Here is a 14,583-nt window from a genome sequence, read left to right as displayed (position 1 = left end):
CGCAAAGTAGTTGGTCTCGAAATACGAACAATTCATCCAGCACCTGATGTTTGGATAATTTTCTAAGGGAAGTACCGCTGTTAAAATGCCTAATACCAAATTAGCCATGTCATGCCGCATATAATTTGTTTACTCACATTTTTCTATTTTATAAATAGGTGTTCATGATGTGCTTCGCAGTTCTTTTTCGCCCATATTTCGGTATAAAATAAAACCATAACTCAGGCTATGCTTTTAGCTCACGCCTATATTGCAGTAAAATAACGAGTTCGTGAATCTGCGATTTATATCTCATCTGAGCAAAAATAATTCATATTAACAATACGACATTTCAAAACTAAATTGGTGTAATATTATAATTTACTTTCACTAGTGTCCGATTAAAAATATTAAAATGCTGTCAATCCTTTTAAAATTAAGAACTTTGCACATTTTTTAAAATGTCACCTTGCTTATTTGAAATAATTATTAAGATTTAAAGGAACTATTTTGTTAATTTAAAGTACTTCTGTTTATCAGTTAGTTAGAATCAAGTCTTGGTTCTTATGTCTATTAGCGAAGCGGTCTTATGTCTTTTGTCGGACATTAATGATTTACTTTATTTTCCCTCTAATAAATATGATAATTCCACCGCCAATAAAAGCTCCAGAAATTAAATCGGAGATATCGTTATTTATCGTTATTTGCATAATTATTCCCGCAATTAAAGCGGTCAAGGCCATAATTCTTATTTTACTCATGTTCTCTATGTTTGAGGAATTTTTTAGTTATTAAATTAATAGCAACTTCAATTAAATGGTATCATAAAATTTTTAAACGAGGTGTTATAATACTAACTTTCAGGTGCTAATACCACTTCTAAACCTTCCATTTCTGGTGTTATTTGAATTTGGCATCCCAAGCGGCTATTATCTTTAACATCAAATGCTTCAGAAAGCATGGCTTCTTCGTCATCACTTTTTTCTGGCAATTCCGTATCGCTTGTTACATAGCATTGGCAGGAGGCACACATAGCCATACCGCCACAGACACCAATAGTGCCTTCTGGTGCAAGCTCATATGATCTTACAACTTCCATAAGATTCATGGCCATATCTGTTGGGGCAACAATCTCATGGGTTACACCATCTCTATCGGTGATTTTTATGTTAACGTCTTGTTCCATTTTTAATATTTATTACAAAACAGCCTGTTTAAAAGCGGTCTGCATTTACTTTATAATTGTTTAATTGAAGATAAATTAGCCCTCTATATTGATTACTTCTTTAATTTGAGGAGCGTATTTTTTTATGGTCATTTCTACGCCAGACTTTAATGTCATTTGATTAACACTGCAACTTACACAAGCACCTTGTAGTTGAACTTTAACTAAAGTGTCATTTTCTTCTATGGATAGCAATGAAATGTCACCGCCATCGCTTTGTAAAAACGGACGAATTTCTTCGAGTGCTTTTTCTACATTTAATCTAAGTTCTTCTGATGTCATAATTGTTTTTTAACTGCCGCACAACCGGCCATTGTTGTAATTTTTATGGCTTCAGTAGGTGGTAAGTTGTCATTCCTTTTCACCACTTCTTCCACGACGTTTTGCGTTATTTTTTTAAACGCTTCTTCTAAAGGAGTCGCTTGTTGCAAGGCAGCGGGACGCCCTACATCTCCAGCTTCTCTTATGCTTTGCACCAAAGGTAGCTCTCCTAAAAACGGAACTTTTAAATCTTCCGAAAGGTTTTTGGCACCCTCTTTACCAAAGATAAAATATTTATTATTTGGTAATTCTGCTGGTATAAAATAGGCCATATTTTCAATAATTCCTAAAACTGGAACGCTTATACTCTCCTGTTGAAACATAGCGACCCCTTTTTTAGCGTCTGCTAAGGCTACATTTTGTGGGGTACTAACAATAACTGCCCCGGTAATAGGGAGTGATTGCATAATACTTAAATGAATGTCGCCTGTTCCCGGTGGCAAATCAATAAGCATGAAATCTAAAGTCTCCCAATGCGCATCAAAAATCATTTGATTTAAGGCCTTGGCTGCCATAGGACCGCGCCATACCACAGCTTGATTTGGCTGGGTAAAAAAACCGATAGACAATACTTTAACCCCATAATTTTCTACGGGTTTCATCTTCGATTTCCCTTCGATGTTTACAGCTAAAGGTCTCTCGTTTTCAACATCAAACATCATAGGGATAGAAGGGCCGTAAATATCGGCATCTAAAACCCCTACTTTAAAGCCCATTTTAGACAAAGTTACCGCTAAGTTTGCGGTTACAGTCGATTTTCCTACGCCACCTTTTCCGGATGCTACGGCTATAATATTTTGTATTCCAGGAATGGGATTACCTTTAATAACATTTGCTTTTGGTTTCACGGGGGCTTCAACACTCACGTTTACAGTGATTTTAGCTTTTTCGTAAACCAACTCGTGGATAGCTTTTAAGATATCTACTTCAACGCGTTTCTTGGCTTGTAAACTTGGGTTTGTAATGGTGATGTCTACAATAACTTCATCACCAAAAGTGATTATATTTTTTACGGCATTGCTCTCAATCATATTCATGCCTTCTCCAGGCACTGTAATTGATTCGAGTGCTTTTTTTATATCTTGCTTGCTTAATTTCACAGTATTTAATTTAGATTAATTCTAAAACGCAAATATAATTAATAATGCTGAAAGTATACCGGCTTGAACCTGAAGTTTAACGTTGTCTTTGTAAAATGAACTTTAAAAAATGGTTTGTATTTTTTTCAATTTAACGGAAACAACATATTAAAAGAATAAAACAGGCGTATAAGATTTTTAATTTGATTGGTTTAAAGTGTATAATGGTACGATTTATGCTGTTCTACTGGTCATGTTAAAATCGATAATAAATGATGCGTTACTTTGTTTTTAGTCTAATTTTAATTGTTTTCAATACGGCAGTTGAGGGACAAAGTAAAATTAAAAAGGCTGAAGAAAGTTTAATATTACCAGAAAAAAGTAGCCTTAGTTCTACATTAGAATATACAGCATCTGAAACTCACAAGACTTCGGAAAGTGGTGGGTTTTTTACCGATTTTGTTGGCGATGTTTTTGTGCAAATATTTGCCTATACTGTTTATGCTGCTGCCTTTGAGAGCCCTTTTGAAATGGACAACAAAGCCAGTCGCGCTTTTCTAACTACTGCGCCGTATTACCAATCTAAAAAAGGACATTACACGTATACTTCTGATAAGAATACACCCATTTTTAGATCGGTATTTTCGGGTCGATATATTTCTGAAAATAGCCGATTAAAAGGGTTGAATTTAAATCTAAACATGCGGTTTCTAAAACGCTGGAGTGCGCAGTTAAATTACCTGCAATTGTGGGAAAACAACCCTAATTTTGGATATGATAATTTGGGTGTATACATGGCATTGGCAAAATACCACCGCGTTCGTACTGAAAAATTTGATGCTTGGTGGGGATTGGGAGCTTCTTATGTAGACGGACGAGTGAATAACTTAGGCTTTACTTACGGACTGGGTGCCGAATTATTTTTTGCCAAACCGCTAAGTGTTGAGGCAAATTTTAATCAAGCATTCATCAATAAGGAAACTGTTAATACATTTCGCGGTCTTTTAAATTATCATCTCAAGCGATACAAATTTATAGGAGGCTATGAGCATCTTAAAATTGGAAATCAGAAATTTTCAAATGTAACTTTGGGTCTAGGGGTTTTCTTTTAAGGGCTTCAGCGCTTTTGAAGGATCCCAAAACACTTTTTCAAAATTTTGTATTTGGTTATCTACAACGACAATCCCTTCACTTTCTAAAATTTGCTGCATAAGGTTGCTGCCATCAAAATGATGTTTGCCCGTTAACAACCCTTTTCTATTTACAACACGGTGGGCAGGGACGTTTTTCTGGTGTGAATTATTCATGGCATAACCTACCATACGAGCGCTCTTACTGGAACCTAAATAATTGGCAATAGCGCCATAACTCGTTACTTTCCCGAAAGGAATTAATAGTACGACTTGGTAAACTTTATCAAAGAAATTTAAAGTTTCTGGTTTCATCACAATGCTCTAATAATATTAACGAATGTAATTATAGAAATAATTCCTGTAATACAACCTATAATAAGATTCATGTTTTGTTGAGAGGTAAACGGCTTTTCTTTAATTTTATCGAAAAAGAATATGTACACATATAGCATAACAAAGGTGCCTGTTGCCGCCCCAGCAACATAAGTTATTATACTTATTTGGTCGAATTTTAACCATCCAAACGAGGCTAAAGTAATGGTCATGTAGGCTTGGTAGGGTATGGGGAAGACATTGATAGCCGACAAAAAGACACCGTGAAAAAAGCGACTGCGTTTACTCCGAATTTTGGGTACTTTTTGTTTTTTTGGTTGCTTTTTTGTTATAAATAAAAAATAAACAGTTATTAAAACAAAAATAACAAAGGCTACGCGTTGCAGGATGCTTATAACTTCTGGATGATTACTTAAATATCTCGCAAAAAGCGCAGCTATATAGGTTTGAGCAATTACAGTAAGACAAACACCTATAGAAAACACGATACCTCTTGTATGTCCTTCTTTCAGACTTATTTTAGCGGCTGTTATATTTAAAAGCCCTGGCGGAACAACCCCCACTAAAGCTATAAATAAACCTAAAAAAAAGATAAAGGTAATAGTCACTAACTGTTAATTTTAAACCGAATATACGTAATTGGTTTGTTTTGTTCTAAATATTGCGATTCGTAAAAGGTTTGGATGCTAGTAACCTCTTCTGGGCTACCCTCTTGTTTGTATACATTATGATTTGCATAAAGTACTTCATGTCCTGCACCGTGCAGTAAACCAAGCGTATAACCATGCATAAATTCGCTGTCAGTTTTTAAGTTGACAACGCCTTCTGGTTTTAGAATTTGTTTGTAACGTTTTAAAAACTGGATATTAGTCAGGCGGTGTTTTGTACGCTTATATTTTATTTGCGGATCTGGAAATGTAATCCAAATTTCGTCTACTTCATTTTCAGCAAACGCATGGTCTATAAGTTCAATTTGTGTTCGTAAAAAGGCGACATTGTTTATGTTTTCTTCGATGGCCGTTTTTGCACCGCGCCAAAATCGCGCCCCTTTTATGTCAATACCAATAAAATTTTTATCTGGATATTTTTGAGCTAAAGCGATACTGTATTCGCCCTTACCACAACCTAATTCTAAAACTAAGGGGTTATTGTTTTTAAAAACCGTTGACCTCCAATGGCCTTTTAATTCGAAGTTCGAATCAACTAATTCTTCTCTTGTTGGTTGAAATACATTGGCAAAAGTTTCGTTTTCCTTAAAGCGCCTAAGTTTATTTTTGCTTCCCAAGTTGTGCTATCTATTTTAGATTAATAATTCTATAAAATCATGCAAATATACAATAAACACCTAATATTATTTATGGCGTAGTAAAGACCTATTCTATTTGTTTAGTATTTAACAATTGAGATTGGTAAATAGCGCAATAAGCCGTCATCGCGAAGTGGCACAACGTGGCAATCTCTTAATAATACCAATTTAGTTTTGAAATGTCGTATTATTAATTTGAATTATTTTTTGTTCAGATGAGATAGAAATCGCAGATTCACGAACTCGTTATTTTATTATAATATGGGCGTGAGCTAAAATCAAAGCATAGCCTGAGTTATGGTTTTATTTTATACCGAAATATGGGCGAAAAAGAACTGCGAAGCACATCATGAACACCTATTTATAAAATAGAAAAATGTGAGTAAACAAATTATATGCGGCATGACATGGCTAATTTGGTATAAGAACCTCAATCATCTTCATAAATAAAAACAAACAGCTTCCCACGCTTTTTTTTCCATTGAAAAAATTATAAATATAACGTGCTTAAAAAAAGATTGTTTTTTTAGAATGAATAAATTGCTGCTACCGTAAACACTGCAAGTTCTTTTGTTGGCTTTAAATCGTGGTCGTAATAAATAGCTTCCGAATTACTGTCTAAGCGCAGTTCTGGTTTAAGAATTAAGTTTTCAACCGAATAGCTCCCCGTTAGCGTTACCGAGAACACATCAGGGTTATTAGCAGCACCTTTGGTTCTCCAATTAAAATATTCGCCTCGTAATCCGATAGCGAAATTATCAGAAGTGGCTAGTTTCGGGTAAATAGCAGCTCCATAAAACCCGTTACCCTCGTTATCGGCATAGCCCACATTCAGGCCAACCGAAAAATCGTCTGTTACTGTAAAACTTCCGGTGTAGTCCAATTCAAGCCCTAAAATTTCTTTATCATCATAATAGAAATTTAAGAAATGCCCTGCATATCCCAATTGTGCTCCTAAGGCATAACCACCTACTAAATCGTTATTAACATCGGTGGGATTCATTATGGCTAGCATTAGATTAAAATCGTTAGCCAAACTAAAATCAGCTTTTAAGCCCACATGAGAAAAAGGACCACTAGAAAATAAATAAGAGGTACTATAGTTAAAATTTCCAGAAGGCGAAATAACTTCGTAACCTAAATATGTATTAAACCTACCCAAAGTTAAGGTTGTTTTTTGCGAGATGTGCCAATACGCATATATTTGGTTAATAAAAACATCGGTATCTCCACCAACGGCTTGCAAACCTCTTGTTCCAAAAGCTAAATCTGCCACAGCACCAGTTTTTTCACCGTCGTAAGATGCTATTAGATTTGCCATCCCTAATGCAAATCCTGTTTGGTTAGCAAACGATGTACCAAACGATTGAACTCCACCTTCTCCACCATTAAAAAGGTCATTAGCCTTATCGGTGCTTGTTAAATTAGTTTGGTAATAAACATCTACAGTACCACTAAGCACTAGTTTTTTACTTTTAGGTTCTTCTTGGGCAAACAATACCGTTGCCAGAAAAAGCATTGATAGTGTCGTGAATTTTTTCATAATATTTTATTTCGATTAGTTTGACTTTATCTATATTTAAAAAATCGCTTCAAAACTATTAAATAAAAGCATATGATCTACTTTTTATGTGTTTTAAAACCTAGCATATTAATTTTAGCGGAATATTGGTTTTTTTCTATGCGTGTTTTGGTATTATTTATTTTGATTGATGAATAAATTCTGGAGTCTATCGCATTTTGTAAAATTAAACGATCTTATAGCTTTAAATATCACTAACAGTTTAAATTTGTAGGATACAACGATTATTATTTTTTTTAGGTGATAAGATTTACAGATTACATAAAACGGCATATAATTAAATTGGTAGTTCTTATCTTGGTTTTACTTAGTTATTATTTTTGTTTACCAAATAAGCTTTTTAAAGACGCCACATCGACCGTTATTACTTGTTCTAATAATGAATTGTTAGGAGCGCAAATTGCAGATGATGGACAATGGCGATTTCCTGAAACCGATTCGATTCCAGAAAAGTTTAAAACGTGCATCATTCAATTTGAGGACGAATATTTTTATAATCACCCTGGCTTTAATCCTATTTCTATATTTAAAGCCTTTAGAGATAATTTAAAAAGCGGACAAGTTACACGTGGCGGTAGTACCTTAACACAGCAGGTTATCCGACTTTCTAGAAAAGGTAAATCACGTACTTATTTCGAAAAATTAAAAGAACTTATTTTAGCTACAAGGCTAGAATTTCGATACTCTAAAGATAAAATATTATCGCTTTATGCTAGTCATGCGCCATTTGGTGGCAATGTGGTAGGTTTAAACGCTGCATCTTGGCGTTATTTTAATAGCGACCCCAAATATTTGTCTTGGGCAGAAAGCGCCACTCTAGCGGTTTTACCTAATGCACCGAGTTTAATTTATCCTGGAAAAAATCAGGAGCGTTTGCTTCAAAAACGGAATCGATTACTAAAAAAACTATTAAAAAATAGCGTTATTGATTCTTTAACTTACAACTTATCTATTCTCGAGGCGTTACCTCAAAAGCCCTATGCCTTGCCGCAAACAGCACCTCATTTGTTACAAAAAGTAGTAGTATCGCACTCTGGAAAACGTGTACAAACAACAATTAATACTAAGCTTCAAAAGCAGGTTAACGGTATGGTTCGAAATCATTATAACAAACTAAGTCAGAATGAAATTTACAATGCGGCAGTTTTAGTTTTAGATGTAGATACCAGACAAGTTTTGGCCTATGTAGGAAACACACCAACCTCTAGGACTCATCAAAAAGATGTTGATATTATTGATAAACCCAGAAGCACAGGTAGTGTTTTAAAACCTTTTTTATACGCGGCGATGCTTGATGCTGGCGATATTTTACCCCATACTTTGGTGGCCGATGTACCTACTCAATTTGGAAGTTATAACCCCGAAAACTATAATAAAAGTTACGATGGGGTAGTACCAGCAAGTCGGGCATTATCACGATCATTAAATGTGCCTTCGGTTAGAATGTTACAGGAATTTGGTTTAGATCGATTTCATCATTATTTAAAAGTATTAAAGTTAAAGGATTTAAAATACAATGCCAATCATTATGGTTTGTCCTTAATTCTTGGTGGAGCAGAAAGTAGTTTGTGGGATTTGTGTAAAAGTTATGCGGCTTTATCGTCCACTTTAAATCATTTTTCTGAAACTTCTAGTGAATATTTTTCAAATGAATTTTGCGAACCAACTTTTATAGCTTCTGAAGCGATAGATTTTGGCCAGAAAATAAGCGATAAAATCTTATTCGATGCGGCTTCAATATATTTAACGTATAACAGTTTAAAAGAAGTTAACAGACCAGAAAGCGACGATAGCTGGGAGTTTTTTGATGGCTCCAAACAAATCGCATGGAAAACAGGCACTAGTTTTGGTTTTCGTGATGCTTGGGCCATTGGAACCACCAAAAAATACGTGGTTGGTGTTTGGGTGGGTAATGCCGATGGTGAAGGTCGGCCGGGTTTAGTTGGTGTAGAAACTGCGGCGCCGATTTTATTTGATGTGTTTAGTGTATTACCAAATAGTAAATGGTTTTCTAAACCTTTTGATGAAATGCAAGCGGTAGATATTTGTAAAGCAAGTGGCTATAGAGCTTCTCAAAATTGTGAACATACAACAAGTGAATTTATTCAAATAAGTGGACTAAAAACCAAACCTTGTCCGTATCACGTTTTAATTCATTTAGATAAAACAGAGCAATACCAAGTGAATACTTCTTGTGAAACTGTAGATAATATAAAGCCGAAACCTTGGTTTGTTTTACCACCATTAATGGCATATTATTACAAGACCAAAAATCCGTTTTATAAACCGTTACCTAAGTTTAGAAACGATTGTTTGGGAAATAATGCCATTAGCATGCAATTTATTTATCCTAAAGCAGATAATAGCATCTTTTTACCTAAAGACTTTGATGGCCATACCAACGATTTGGTTTTAAAAATAGCGCATTCAAAACCCGAGGTTACTCTTTTTTGGTATTTAAATTCAAAATATTTGGGTAGCACAACAGATATCCATGAGTTTGCTGTAAAACCAACGGCTGGAAAACATATAATTACGGTGGTTGATACCTTTGGGAACGAAGTAAAACGCTGGGTTGAAATTATGGAATAGTTTATTTTCTAATATATGTTCTAAGCATACTGTGATCGGATTTAAACGTCCCTAATTTTTGTGTTTTAACAATTTTCAGGTCTTTTGATACCCATATATGATCGAGAGAAAGCAAGGGAATATTCCAACACCAAGTTTCTCTAAAACCGTTCCCTTTTTGGTTAAATGCATGATTAAAATGCGTTTTAATGTCTTTAAAAAATTTAGATTCAACTGGAGTGTTAAAATCACCTAAAATTATTTTGTTTTTTTTGTTTTCTAAATGTGTATTTATAAAATCTAAACTCCATTTTCTGGGTACATCGATACTTCCAGATACATCGACAGCAAAGAAATTAATGGTGTTCACTTCAAATTTTATAATAGTTGTACCATAAGAGCCTATTATTTTTTCTATACCTGATATGGGTGTTTTTGAGAATATGGCAATTTCTTTTTTAAAGACATAAAAATGATAATCAGGGTAATCGCGCTTAAGAGCTTCAAGGTTATTTTTTAAACCTTCAGCGATTACTAAAACATCTGGTACACCTTTGTTTTGCTCAAAAGCATCTAAAAACCCTCGTTTTCTGGAGGCGTTCCAAAAAACGACTTCCAAATCGTTGGGCTTTATAGTTTCAGACAAGTTAATTTTAAAACTTCTTCCTAGCCAAATAAATAAAAGTATTGCAGCTATTAAAAAATAAATTTTCTTAAATGTTTTATCTAGAAAAAAACTTAAAAAGAGTATGATTGCTATAAGAACAGGCAACGGAAACATATAATAGAGTAATGCACTTAAGAAATTATACTCTTTAACTACAAAATGAATAATGAGCAAGGTAAGAACACCTAGTATGTTTGCAAATCGGTATGGTGTTCTTTTAATTTTTAACATTAGCGTAAAGTGGCACCTTTTATGGCCCACCAAGGGTGTATTTCAACTTCTAATTGTCCTATTTTTACCATAAGATCTGATTTTGCTAAGCTATCAGCAATTTTTAACGTTGGTACATTATAAATAGTAATACTACGTATTTCCCCATCGTTTACTAGGGGGCCTATAATATCGGCAAAACCCATGGCATACATTTTTTTTAAATGATTTACATGTGCTTCTTGTAATGCGGCATCTTCCTCTTCGTTTTGTACGCGAATAGCCCCGTTCTTTATAAATACCATAAAATATTGTTGCATTAAAACGGTATCTTTTGATTGATCGTCAACATATTCCATGGTTTTAAAGCCCTTGGCGTGCAGTGCTTCTTTTATCTGCTGTATAGATTTTTTAGGGGGTTCTTTATCTGTAATATCGATTTCAGCCAGCGAGTCTTTTGTGCTTTCTGTAACAGTTTCTTCAGCTTCTTTAACGGGGCGTTTTTGGTCTTCTTTGCAGGCTATAAACAGGAGTAGAGTGAAGCTGATGAATAGTGTTTTTTTCATGATTTATTTATTAGTGTTAAGACCCCAAGTGTTGAAAGGGCATTTACTTAGTTGAGAATTGTAGTATTTTATTTGTCCAGTGACTTCTTGACCCAACCATTTCGGCTTTTCGAAAGCCTCGTTTTCATGTTCTAATTCAATTTCAGCAATAATTAAACCTACATTGTCGCCATTAAACACATCGACTTCAAATATATGGTCGTTAACTTTAACCTCATATCGTGTTTTATCAATAATACCAGTTTCGCAATAGTTTAAGAGTGCTTCTGCTTCGTGTTTTTCAATTTGTTTTTCCCATTCAAAACGCGATAAACCACGGTTTGAAGAAGCTCCTTTTACGGTTAAAACACCTGTATCGCCATGTAATCGCACTCGCACAGTACGTTGGGGATCTCGATTTAAAAACCCTTGTACAATACGGGTGTCTTTAAAAGCTTCTTCTTTAAATTTGTCTGAGTTTACTAAAAATTTACGTTCTATCTCTATCATTAAGAGCCGAGTCAAAATTTGATTGTTTAGCAGTAAATATAATTAAAAGGTATTAAATGGCTAAATTTACGCTATGATAGACGATTTACCAATTCGGAAAATAATTCATGTGGATATGGACGCGTTTTACGCTTCGGTAGAACAGTTGGATAATCCAGATTTAAAAGGTAAGCCTTTAGCTGTGGGCGGTGGTGGTAAACGTGGGGTGGTTAGCGCTGCAAGTTACGAGGCTAGAGTTTTTGGAGTAAAAAGTGCCATGGCAGGTCATTTAGCAGCAAAATTATGTCCAGAATTAATATTTGTGCCGCCTCGATTTGAGCGCTATGCTGAAATTTCAAAACAAATAAAATCAATTTTTTATGAGTATACTAATTTAGTTGAGCCACTGTCGCTAGACGAAGCGTATTTAGATGTTACCGAAAATAAAAAAGGAAATCCAAGTGCTTCTTTATTAGCAAGCGAGATTAGAGCACGTATTCTTAATGAGATTGGTTTAACGGCATCGGCTGGAATTTCTATTAATAAGTTTATCGCAAAAGTAGCTAGTGATTTTAATAAGCCCAACGGACAAAAAACTGTAAATCCAGAAGAAGTCATAGCGTTTTTGGAAAGTTTAGAGATACGAAAGTTTTATGGTGTTGGTAAAGTGACCGCCGAAAAAATGTATCAAAATGGTATTTTTACGGGATTGGATTTAAAACAAAAATCTTTAGAGTATTTGGTAGAAAATTTTGGTAAATCTGGTCAATATTACTACAATATTGTTAGGGGTATTCAGCACAGTCCAGTAAAACCTAATAGAATTCGAAAGAGCCTTGCTGCCGAGCGTACTTTTAGTGAAAATCTGTCGTCTGAGATTTTTATGCTCGAAAAATTAAAGCATATCGCAGATGAGGTTTCGCGACGTTTAACCAAAAGCAAAGTCGCCGGAAAAACAATAACCTTAAAAATAAAGTATAGCGATTTTACAATACAAACTCGAAGTAAGACCTTACCGTATTATATCAGTGATACTAGTATTATTTTAGAAACGGCTAAAGATTTGCTGTATCAAGAAAAATTAAAAAATTCTGTTAGGCTTTTAGGTATTTCTCTTTCTAATTTAAATACCGAAACGACAAAAAAAATAGCACGCAAAAGTGTCAGTGTTCAGCTTAAATTCGAATTCTAACGTGTTGGTTTTGAATTCTATATATAACGCTTAAAGTGTTTCTGGGTTATATCCTAAATAGGGCACTTGTTTTTCTTTAAAAACAATACCATAAGCTTCCAGTTCTTTTAAAATTGGCTCGTAAACCTCTTTATTAATTGGTATTTGTACACCAGGTGTTGTAATCTTATTATTAAGTATTGCAAGTGTTGCCATGGCGACTGGTAAGCCCACAGTTTTTGCCATGGCCGTATAAGTTTGGTCTTCGCCAAGGGTTACCATGGTGGCGTCTATTTGATGTTTTTTGCCATCTAGTTCGTAACCAAATTTATGATACATTACAATCATATCTTTATCCTGAGGTTCTAAGGTCCAACTGTCCATTAATATTTTTTGAAGAATTTGTGCAGGTGTTGCTTTTTTAAGACCTACTTGCTTGCTGTCGTTAAAAATATCAAGCTCAACTAATTTATCCCAAATAATATCGTCTTGATCTATTTTTAGGGCGTGTCTTAATTTTAATTCAACAGAATCTGTTGGGCTGTACGGTAAAAAGGCATTTACAAAATCGCGATAACTCATATTTTCACTATCGTCGATAGTATAGCTATCGTCGGTCATTCCTAAGGCAACAAAAATATTCCAAGCACGGCTAAACCCCACACGGCGTATGGTGCCTCGGTAAAGCGATTTAGTATGGTCTAAACCATAAACACTTTGGTATTTTAAGGAGTCCCGATTGGCATAAGCTTCAAAGCGACCAAAACCGTCGATATCTAAAAATTCTGTGCGTCTAAACAATCGGTTGTATGGAATGTATTTATAAGTGCCTTCTTGTAAAAATTTTGCAGCACTACCTTGTCCTGCAATAACTACGTTTCTAGGGTTCCATGTAAATTTATAGTTCCACAGGTTATTATCACTTTCTGGAGCAACTAAGCCACCCGTAAACGATTCAAACAAAATAATTTTACCGCCTTTATCTCTAATACGATCTAAAACGTGCATAGCACTCATGTGATCTATACCAGGATCTACTCCAATTTCATTCATTAAAATAAGGCCATGAGCTTTAGCATCTTGATTTAAAGCTTGCATTTCGGGGCTAACGTAAGATGCAGTTACCATATTTTTCTTGTAGTTGATGCAGTCTTTAGCAACTTCAATATGAAAACGGGCGGGTAACATCGAGACAACAATATCTGCGTTTTTTATAGCTTTAATTCGAGAAGCTTCATTAAAAACATCCAGTTTTATGGCTGTGGCATTGCTATGATTATTAATTAATTTTTTAGCTGGTTCTATATCAATATCGCCAATGGTAAGGTGAAGGTTCTCAGATTCAGACTTATTTAACAAGTATTTTATAAGGTAAGATGTGGATTTACCAGAACCAATAACTAAAATTTTTCGCATAGTGGAATTTGTTAATTAATTTTGTGTTTTTAGATTTTGAATTTTAACGCTAAAAGGATTACGAATTTAATAAAAATAAAAGAGATTTTTTATGAATAATATATTTAAAATAGATAAAATAATTTTTCTTACTGGAACTTGTTTTGGTTTAACCAGCGTGATTTTGGGAGCCTTTGGTGCTCACGGCCTAGAGAAATTAATTTCTCAAGAATCGTTGCAAACTTTTGAAACTGGCGTACGTTACCAAATGTACCATGCCTTATTACTGTTGTTTCTGGGGGCAACATCTGCCTTGAGTACAAAAGCTAAACAACTTATTTTTTATTTGGTTCTAATAGGCGTGTTTTTCTTTTCTGGATCCATCTACGGTTTAGCAACAAACCAATTAACCGCGTTTAATTTTAAAAATATAGCACTAATAACCCCTTTTGGAGGACTGTTTTTAATTACAGCCTGGATCTTATTGTTGAGGGGGTTTTTAAAAATAAAATCAAAATGATTGTCAAATAATTTGAAGGCTTAAAATAATGTTTATTTTTGTATGATAAAATAATTT

16 protein-coding genes are annotated in these 14,583 nt (G+C 34.5%); 4 read left to right on the top strand and 12 right to left on the bottom strand.

Annotated elements, in window-relative coordinates; translation table 11 throughout:
• Nucleotides 1-593: 593 nt before the first annotated feature.
• From FEZ18_RS04010 to FEZ18_RS03995, 4 genes are all read right to left on the bottom strand, one after another.
• Nucleotides 594-740, bottom strand: a complete 147-nt coding sequence (locus FEZ18_RS04010; RefSeq protein ID WP_153267129.1) for a hypothetical protein — start codon at nucleotides 738-740, stop codon at nucleotides 594-596.
• Nucleotides 741-832: 92 nt separating this feature from the next.
• Nucleotides 833-1,165 (bottom strand): 2Fe-2S iron-sulfur cluster-binding protein, encoded by a 333-nt coding sequence (locus FEZ18_RS04005; RefSeq protein WP_153267128.1) that lies wholly within the window; start codon nucleotides 1,163-1,165, stop codon nucleotides 833-835.
• Between the two features lie 75 nt (nucleotides 1,166-1,240).
• The gene (locus FEZ18_RS04000) at nucleotides 1,241-1,486 is read right to left on the bottom strand and encodes a NifU family protein (protein WP_153267127.1); all 246 of its coding nucleotides are present in this window, start codon (nucleotides 1,484-1,486) and stop codon (nucleotides 1,241-1,243) included.
• On the bottom strand, nucleotides 1,483-2,625 hold the full coding sequence (locus FEZ18_RS03995) for an Mrp/NBP35 family ATP-binding protein (RefSeq protein ID WP_153267126.1): 1,143 nt from the start codon (nucleotides 2,623-2,625) through the stop codon (nucleotides 1,483-1,485). The genes FEZ18_RS04000 and FEZ18_RS03995 overlap by 4 nt, the downstream gene beginning before the upstream one ends.
• A gap of 251 nt (nucleotides 2,626-2,876) precedes the next feature.
• Between FEZ18_RS03995 and FEZ18_RS03990 the strand changes: the two genes are divergently transcribed.
• On the top strand, nucleotides 2,877-3,716 hold the full coding sequence (locus FEZ18_RS03990; RefSeq protein WP_153267125.1) for a hypothetical protein: 840 nt from the start codon (nucleotides 2,877-2,879) through the stop codon (nucleotides 3,714-3,716).
• On the opposite strand, the gene FEZ18_RS03985 is transcribed toward FEZ18_RS03990, so the two are convergent.
• From FEZ18_RS03985 to FEZ18_RS03970, 4 genes are all read right to left on the bottom strand, one after another.
• Nucleotides 3,699-4,049 (bottom strand): MGMT family protein, encoded by a 351-nt coding sequence (locus FEZ18_RS03985; protein WP_153267124.1) that lies wholly within the window; start codon nucleotides 4,047-4,049, stop codon nucleotides 3,699-3,701. The genes FEZ18_RS03990 and FEZ18_RS03985 overlap by 18 nt on opposite strands.
• Nucleotides 4,049-4,678: a LysE family transporter gene (locus tag FEZ18_RS03980; RefSeq protein WP_153267123.1), complete on the bottom strand. Its 630-nt coding sequence runs from the start codon at nucleotides 4,676-4,678 to the stop codon at nucleotides 4,049-4,051. Before FEZ18_RS03980 ends, FEZ18_RS03985 begins: the two co-directional genes overlap by 1 nt.
• The gene (gene trmB, locus FEZ18_RS03975; protein WP_153267122.1) at nucleotides 4,678-5,355 is read right to left on the bottom strand and encodes a tRNA (guanosine(46)-N7)-methyltransferase TrmB; all 678 of its coding nucleotides are present in this window, start codon (nucleotides 5,353-5,355) and stop codon (nucleotides 4,678-4,680) included. Before trmB ends, FEZ18_RS03980 begins: the two co-directional genes overlap by 1 nt.
• 547 nt (nucleotides 5,356-5,902) lie before the next feature.
• Complete coding sequence (locus tag FEZ18_RS03970) at nucleotides 5,903-6,919, bottom strand: outer membrane beta-barrel protein (RefSeq protein ID WP_153267121.1); 1,017 nt, start codon at nucleotides 6,917-6,919, stop codon at nucleotides 5,903-5,905.
• Nucleotides 6,920-7,198: 279 nt separating this feature from the next.
• Here FEZ18_RS03970 and pbpC point away from each other — a divergent pair, with 279 nt between their 5' ends.
• Nucleotides 7,199-9,550, top strand: coding sequence for a penicillin-binding protein 1C (pbpC, locus tag FEZ18_RS03965; protein WP_153267120.1), 2,352 nt, complete (start codon nucleotides 7,199-7,201; stop codon nucleotides 9,548-9,550).
• 1 nt (nucleotide 9,551) lies between these two features.
• Here the strand turns inward: pbpC and FEZ18_RS03960 are convergent, their stop codons facing one another.
• The 3 genes from FEZ18_RS03960 to FEZ18_RS03950 are packed head-to-tail and all read right to left on the bottom strand — an operon-like array spanning nucleotide 9,552 to nucleotide 11,461.
• Entirely contained in the window at nucleotides 9,552-10,427 is an 876-nt protein-coding gene (locus tag FEZ18_RS03960) for an endonuclease/exonuclease/phosphatase family protein (protein WP_153267119.1), read from the bottom strand.
• On the bottom strand, nucleotides 10,427-10,972 hold the full coding sequence (locus tag FEZ18_RS03955; protein ID WP_153267118.1) for a YciI family protein: 546 nt from the start codon (nucleotides 10,970-10,972) through the stop codon (nucleotides 10,427-10,429). Before FEZ18_RS03955 ends, FEZ18_RS03960 begins: the two co-directional genes overlap by 1 nt.
• 3 nt (nucleotides 10,973-10,975) lie before the next feature.
• Nucleotides 10,976-11,461, bottom strand: coding sequence for a CYTH domain-containing protein (locus tag FEZ18_RS03950; RefSeq protein WP_153267117.1), 486 nt, complete (start codon nucleotides 11,459-11,461; stop codon nucleotides 10,976-10,978).
• A 73-nt stretch (nucleotides 11,462-11,534) separates the two neighbouring features.
• Between FEZ18_RS03950 and dinB the strand changes: the two genes are divergently transcribed.
• Nucleotides 11,535-12,632: a DNA polymerase IV gene (gene dinB, locus FEZ18_RS03945; RefSeq protein ID WP_153267116.1), complete on the top strand. Its 1,098-nt coding sequence runs from the start codon at nucleotides 11,535-11,537 to the stop codon at nucleotides 12,630-12,632.
• 30 nt (nucleotides 12,633-12,662) lie between these two features.
• Here the strand turns inward: dinB and FEZ18_RS03940 are convergent, their stop codons facing one another.
• Nucleotides 12,663-14,027 (bottom strand): saccharopine dehydrogenase family protein, encoded by a 1,365-nt coding sequence (locus FEZ18_RS03940; protein ID WP_153267115.1) that lies wholly within the window; start codon nucleotides 14,025-14,027, stop codon nucleotides 12,663-12,665.
• A 91-nt stretch (nucleotides 14,028-14,118) separates the two neighbouring features.
• Here FEZ18_RS03940 and FEZ18_RS03935 point away from each other — a divergent pair, with 91 nt between their 5' ends.
• On the top strand, nucleotides 14,119-14,526 hold the full coding sequence (locus FEZ18_RS03935; protein WP_228122842.1) for a DUF423 domain-containing protein: 408 nt from the start codon (nucleotides 14,119-14,121) through the stop codon (nucleotides 14,524-14,526).
• Nucleotides 14,527-14,583 lie beyond the last annotated feature (57 nt).

This window comes from Oceanihabitans sp. IOP_32, assembly GCF_009498295.1.
GTDB lineage: Bacteria > Bacteroidota > Bacteroidia > Flavobacteriales > Flavobacteriaceae > Wocania > Wocania indica.
The sequence above is the reverse complement of the archived record's forward strand: the minus strand, read 5'-3'. Positions and strand labels throughout refer to the sequence as shown.

Bases quoted from the DNA above. Each gene is read 5' to 3' on its own strand.
- FEZ18_RS04000 (WP_153267127.1), bottom strand. From the start codon at position 1,486: ATGACATCAGAAGAACTTAGATTAAATGTAGAAAAAGCACTCGAAGAA.
- FEZ18_RS03935 (WP_228122842.1), top strand. From the start codon at position 14,119: ATGAATAATATATTTAAAATAGATAAAATAATTTTTCTTACTGGAACT.
- dinB (WP_153267116.1), top strand. From the start codon at position 11,535: ATGATAGACGATTTACCAATTCGGAAAATAATTCATGTGGATATGGAC.
- FEZ18_RS04005 (WP_153267128.1), bottom strand. From the start codon at position 1,165: ATGGAACAAGACGTTAACATAAAAATCACCGATAGAGATGGTGTAACC.
- FEZ18_RS03990 (WP_153267125.1), top strand. From the start codon at position 2,877: ATGATGCGTTACTTTGTTTTTAGTCTAATTTTAATTGTTTTCAATACG.
- FEZ18_RS03985 (WP_153267124.1), bottom strand. From the start codon at position 4,049: ATGAAACCAGAAACTTTAAATTTCTTTGATAAAGTTTACCAAGTCGTA.
- FEZ18_RS04010 (WP_153267129.1), bottom strand. From the start codon at position 740: ATGAGTAAAATAAGAATTATGGCCTTGACCGCTTTAATTGCGGGAATA.
- FEZ18_RS03960 (WP_153267119.1), bottom strand. From the start codon at position 10,427: ATGTTAAAAATTAAAAGAACACCATACCGATTTGCAAACATACTAGGT.
- FEZ18_RS03970 (WP_153267121.1), bottom strand. From the start codon at position 6,919: ATGAAAAAATTCACGACACTATCAATGCTTTTTCTGGCAACGGTATTG.
- FEZ18_RS03955 (WP_153267118.1), bottom strand. From the start codon at position 10,972: ATGAAAAAAACACTATTCATCAGCTTCACTCTACTCCTGTTTATAGCC.
- FEZ18_RS03950 (WP_153267117.1), bottom strand. From the start codon at position 11,461: ATGATAGAGATAGAACGTAAATTTTTAGTAAACTCAGACAAATTTAAA.
- FEZ18_RS03940 (WP_153267115.1), bottom strand. From the start codon at position 14,027: ATGCGAAAAATTTTAGTTATTGGTTCTGGTAAATCCACATCTTACCTT.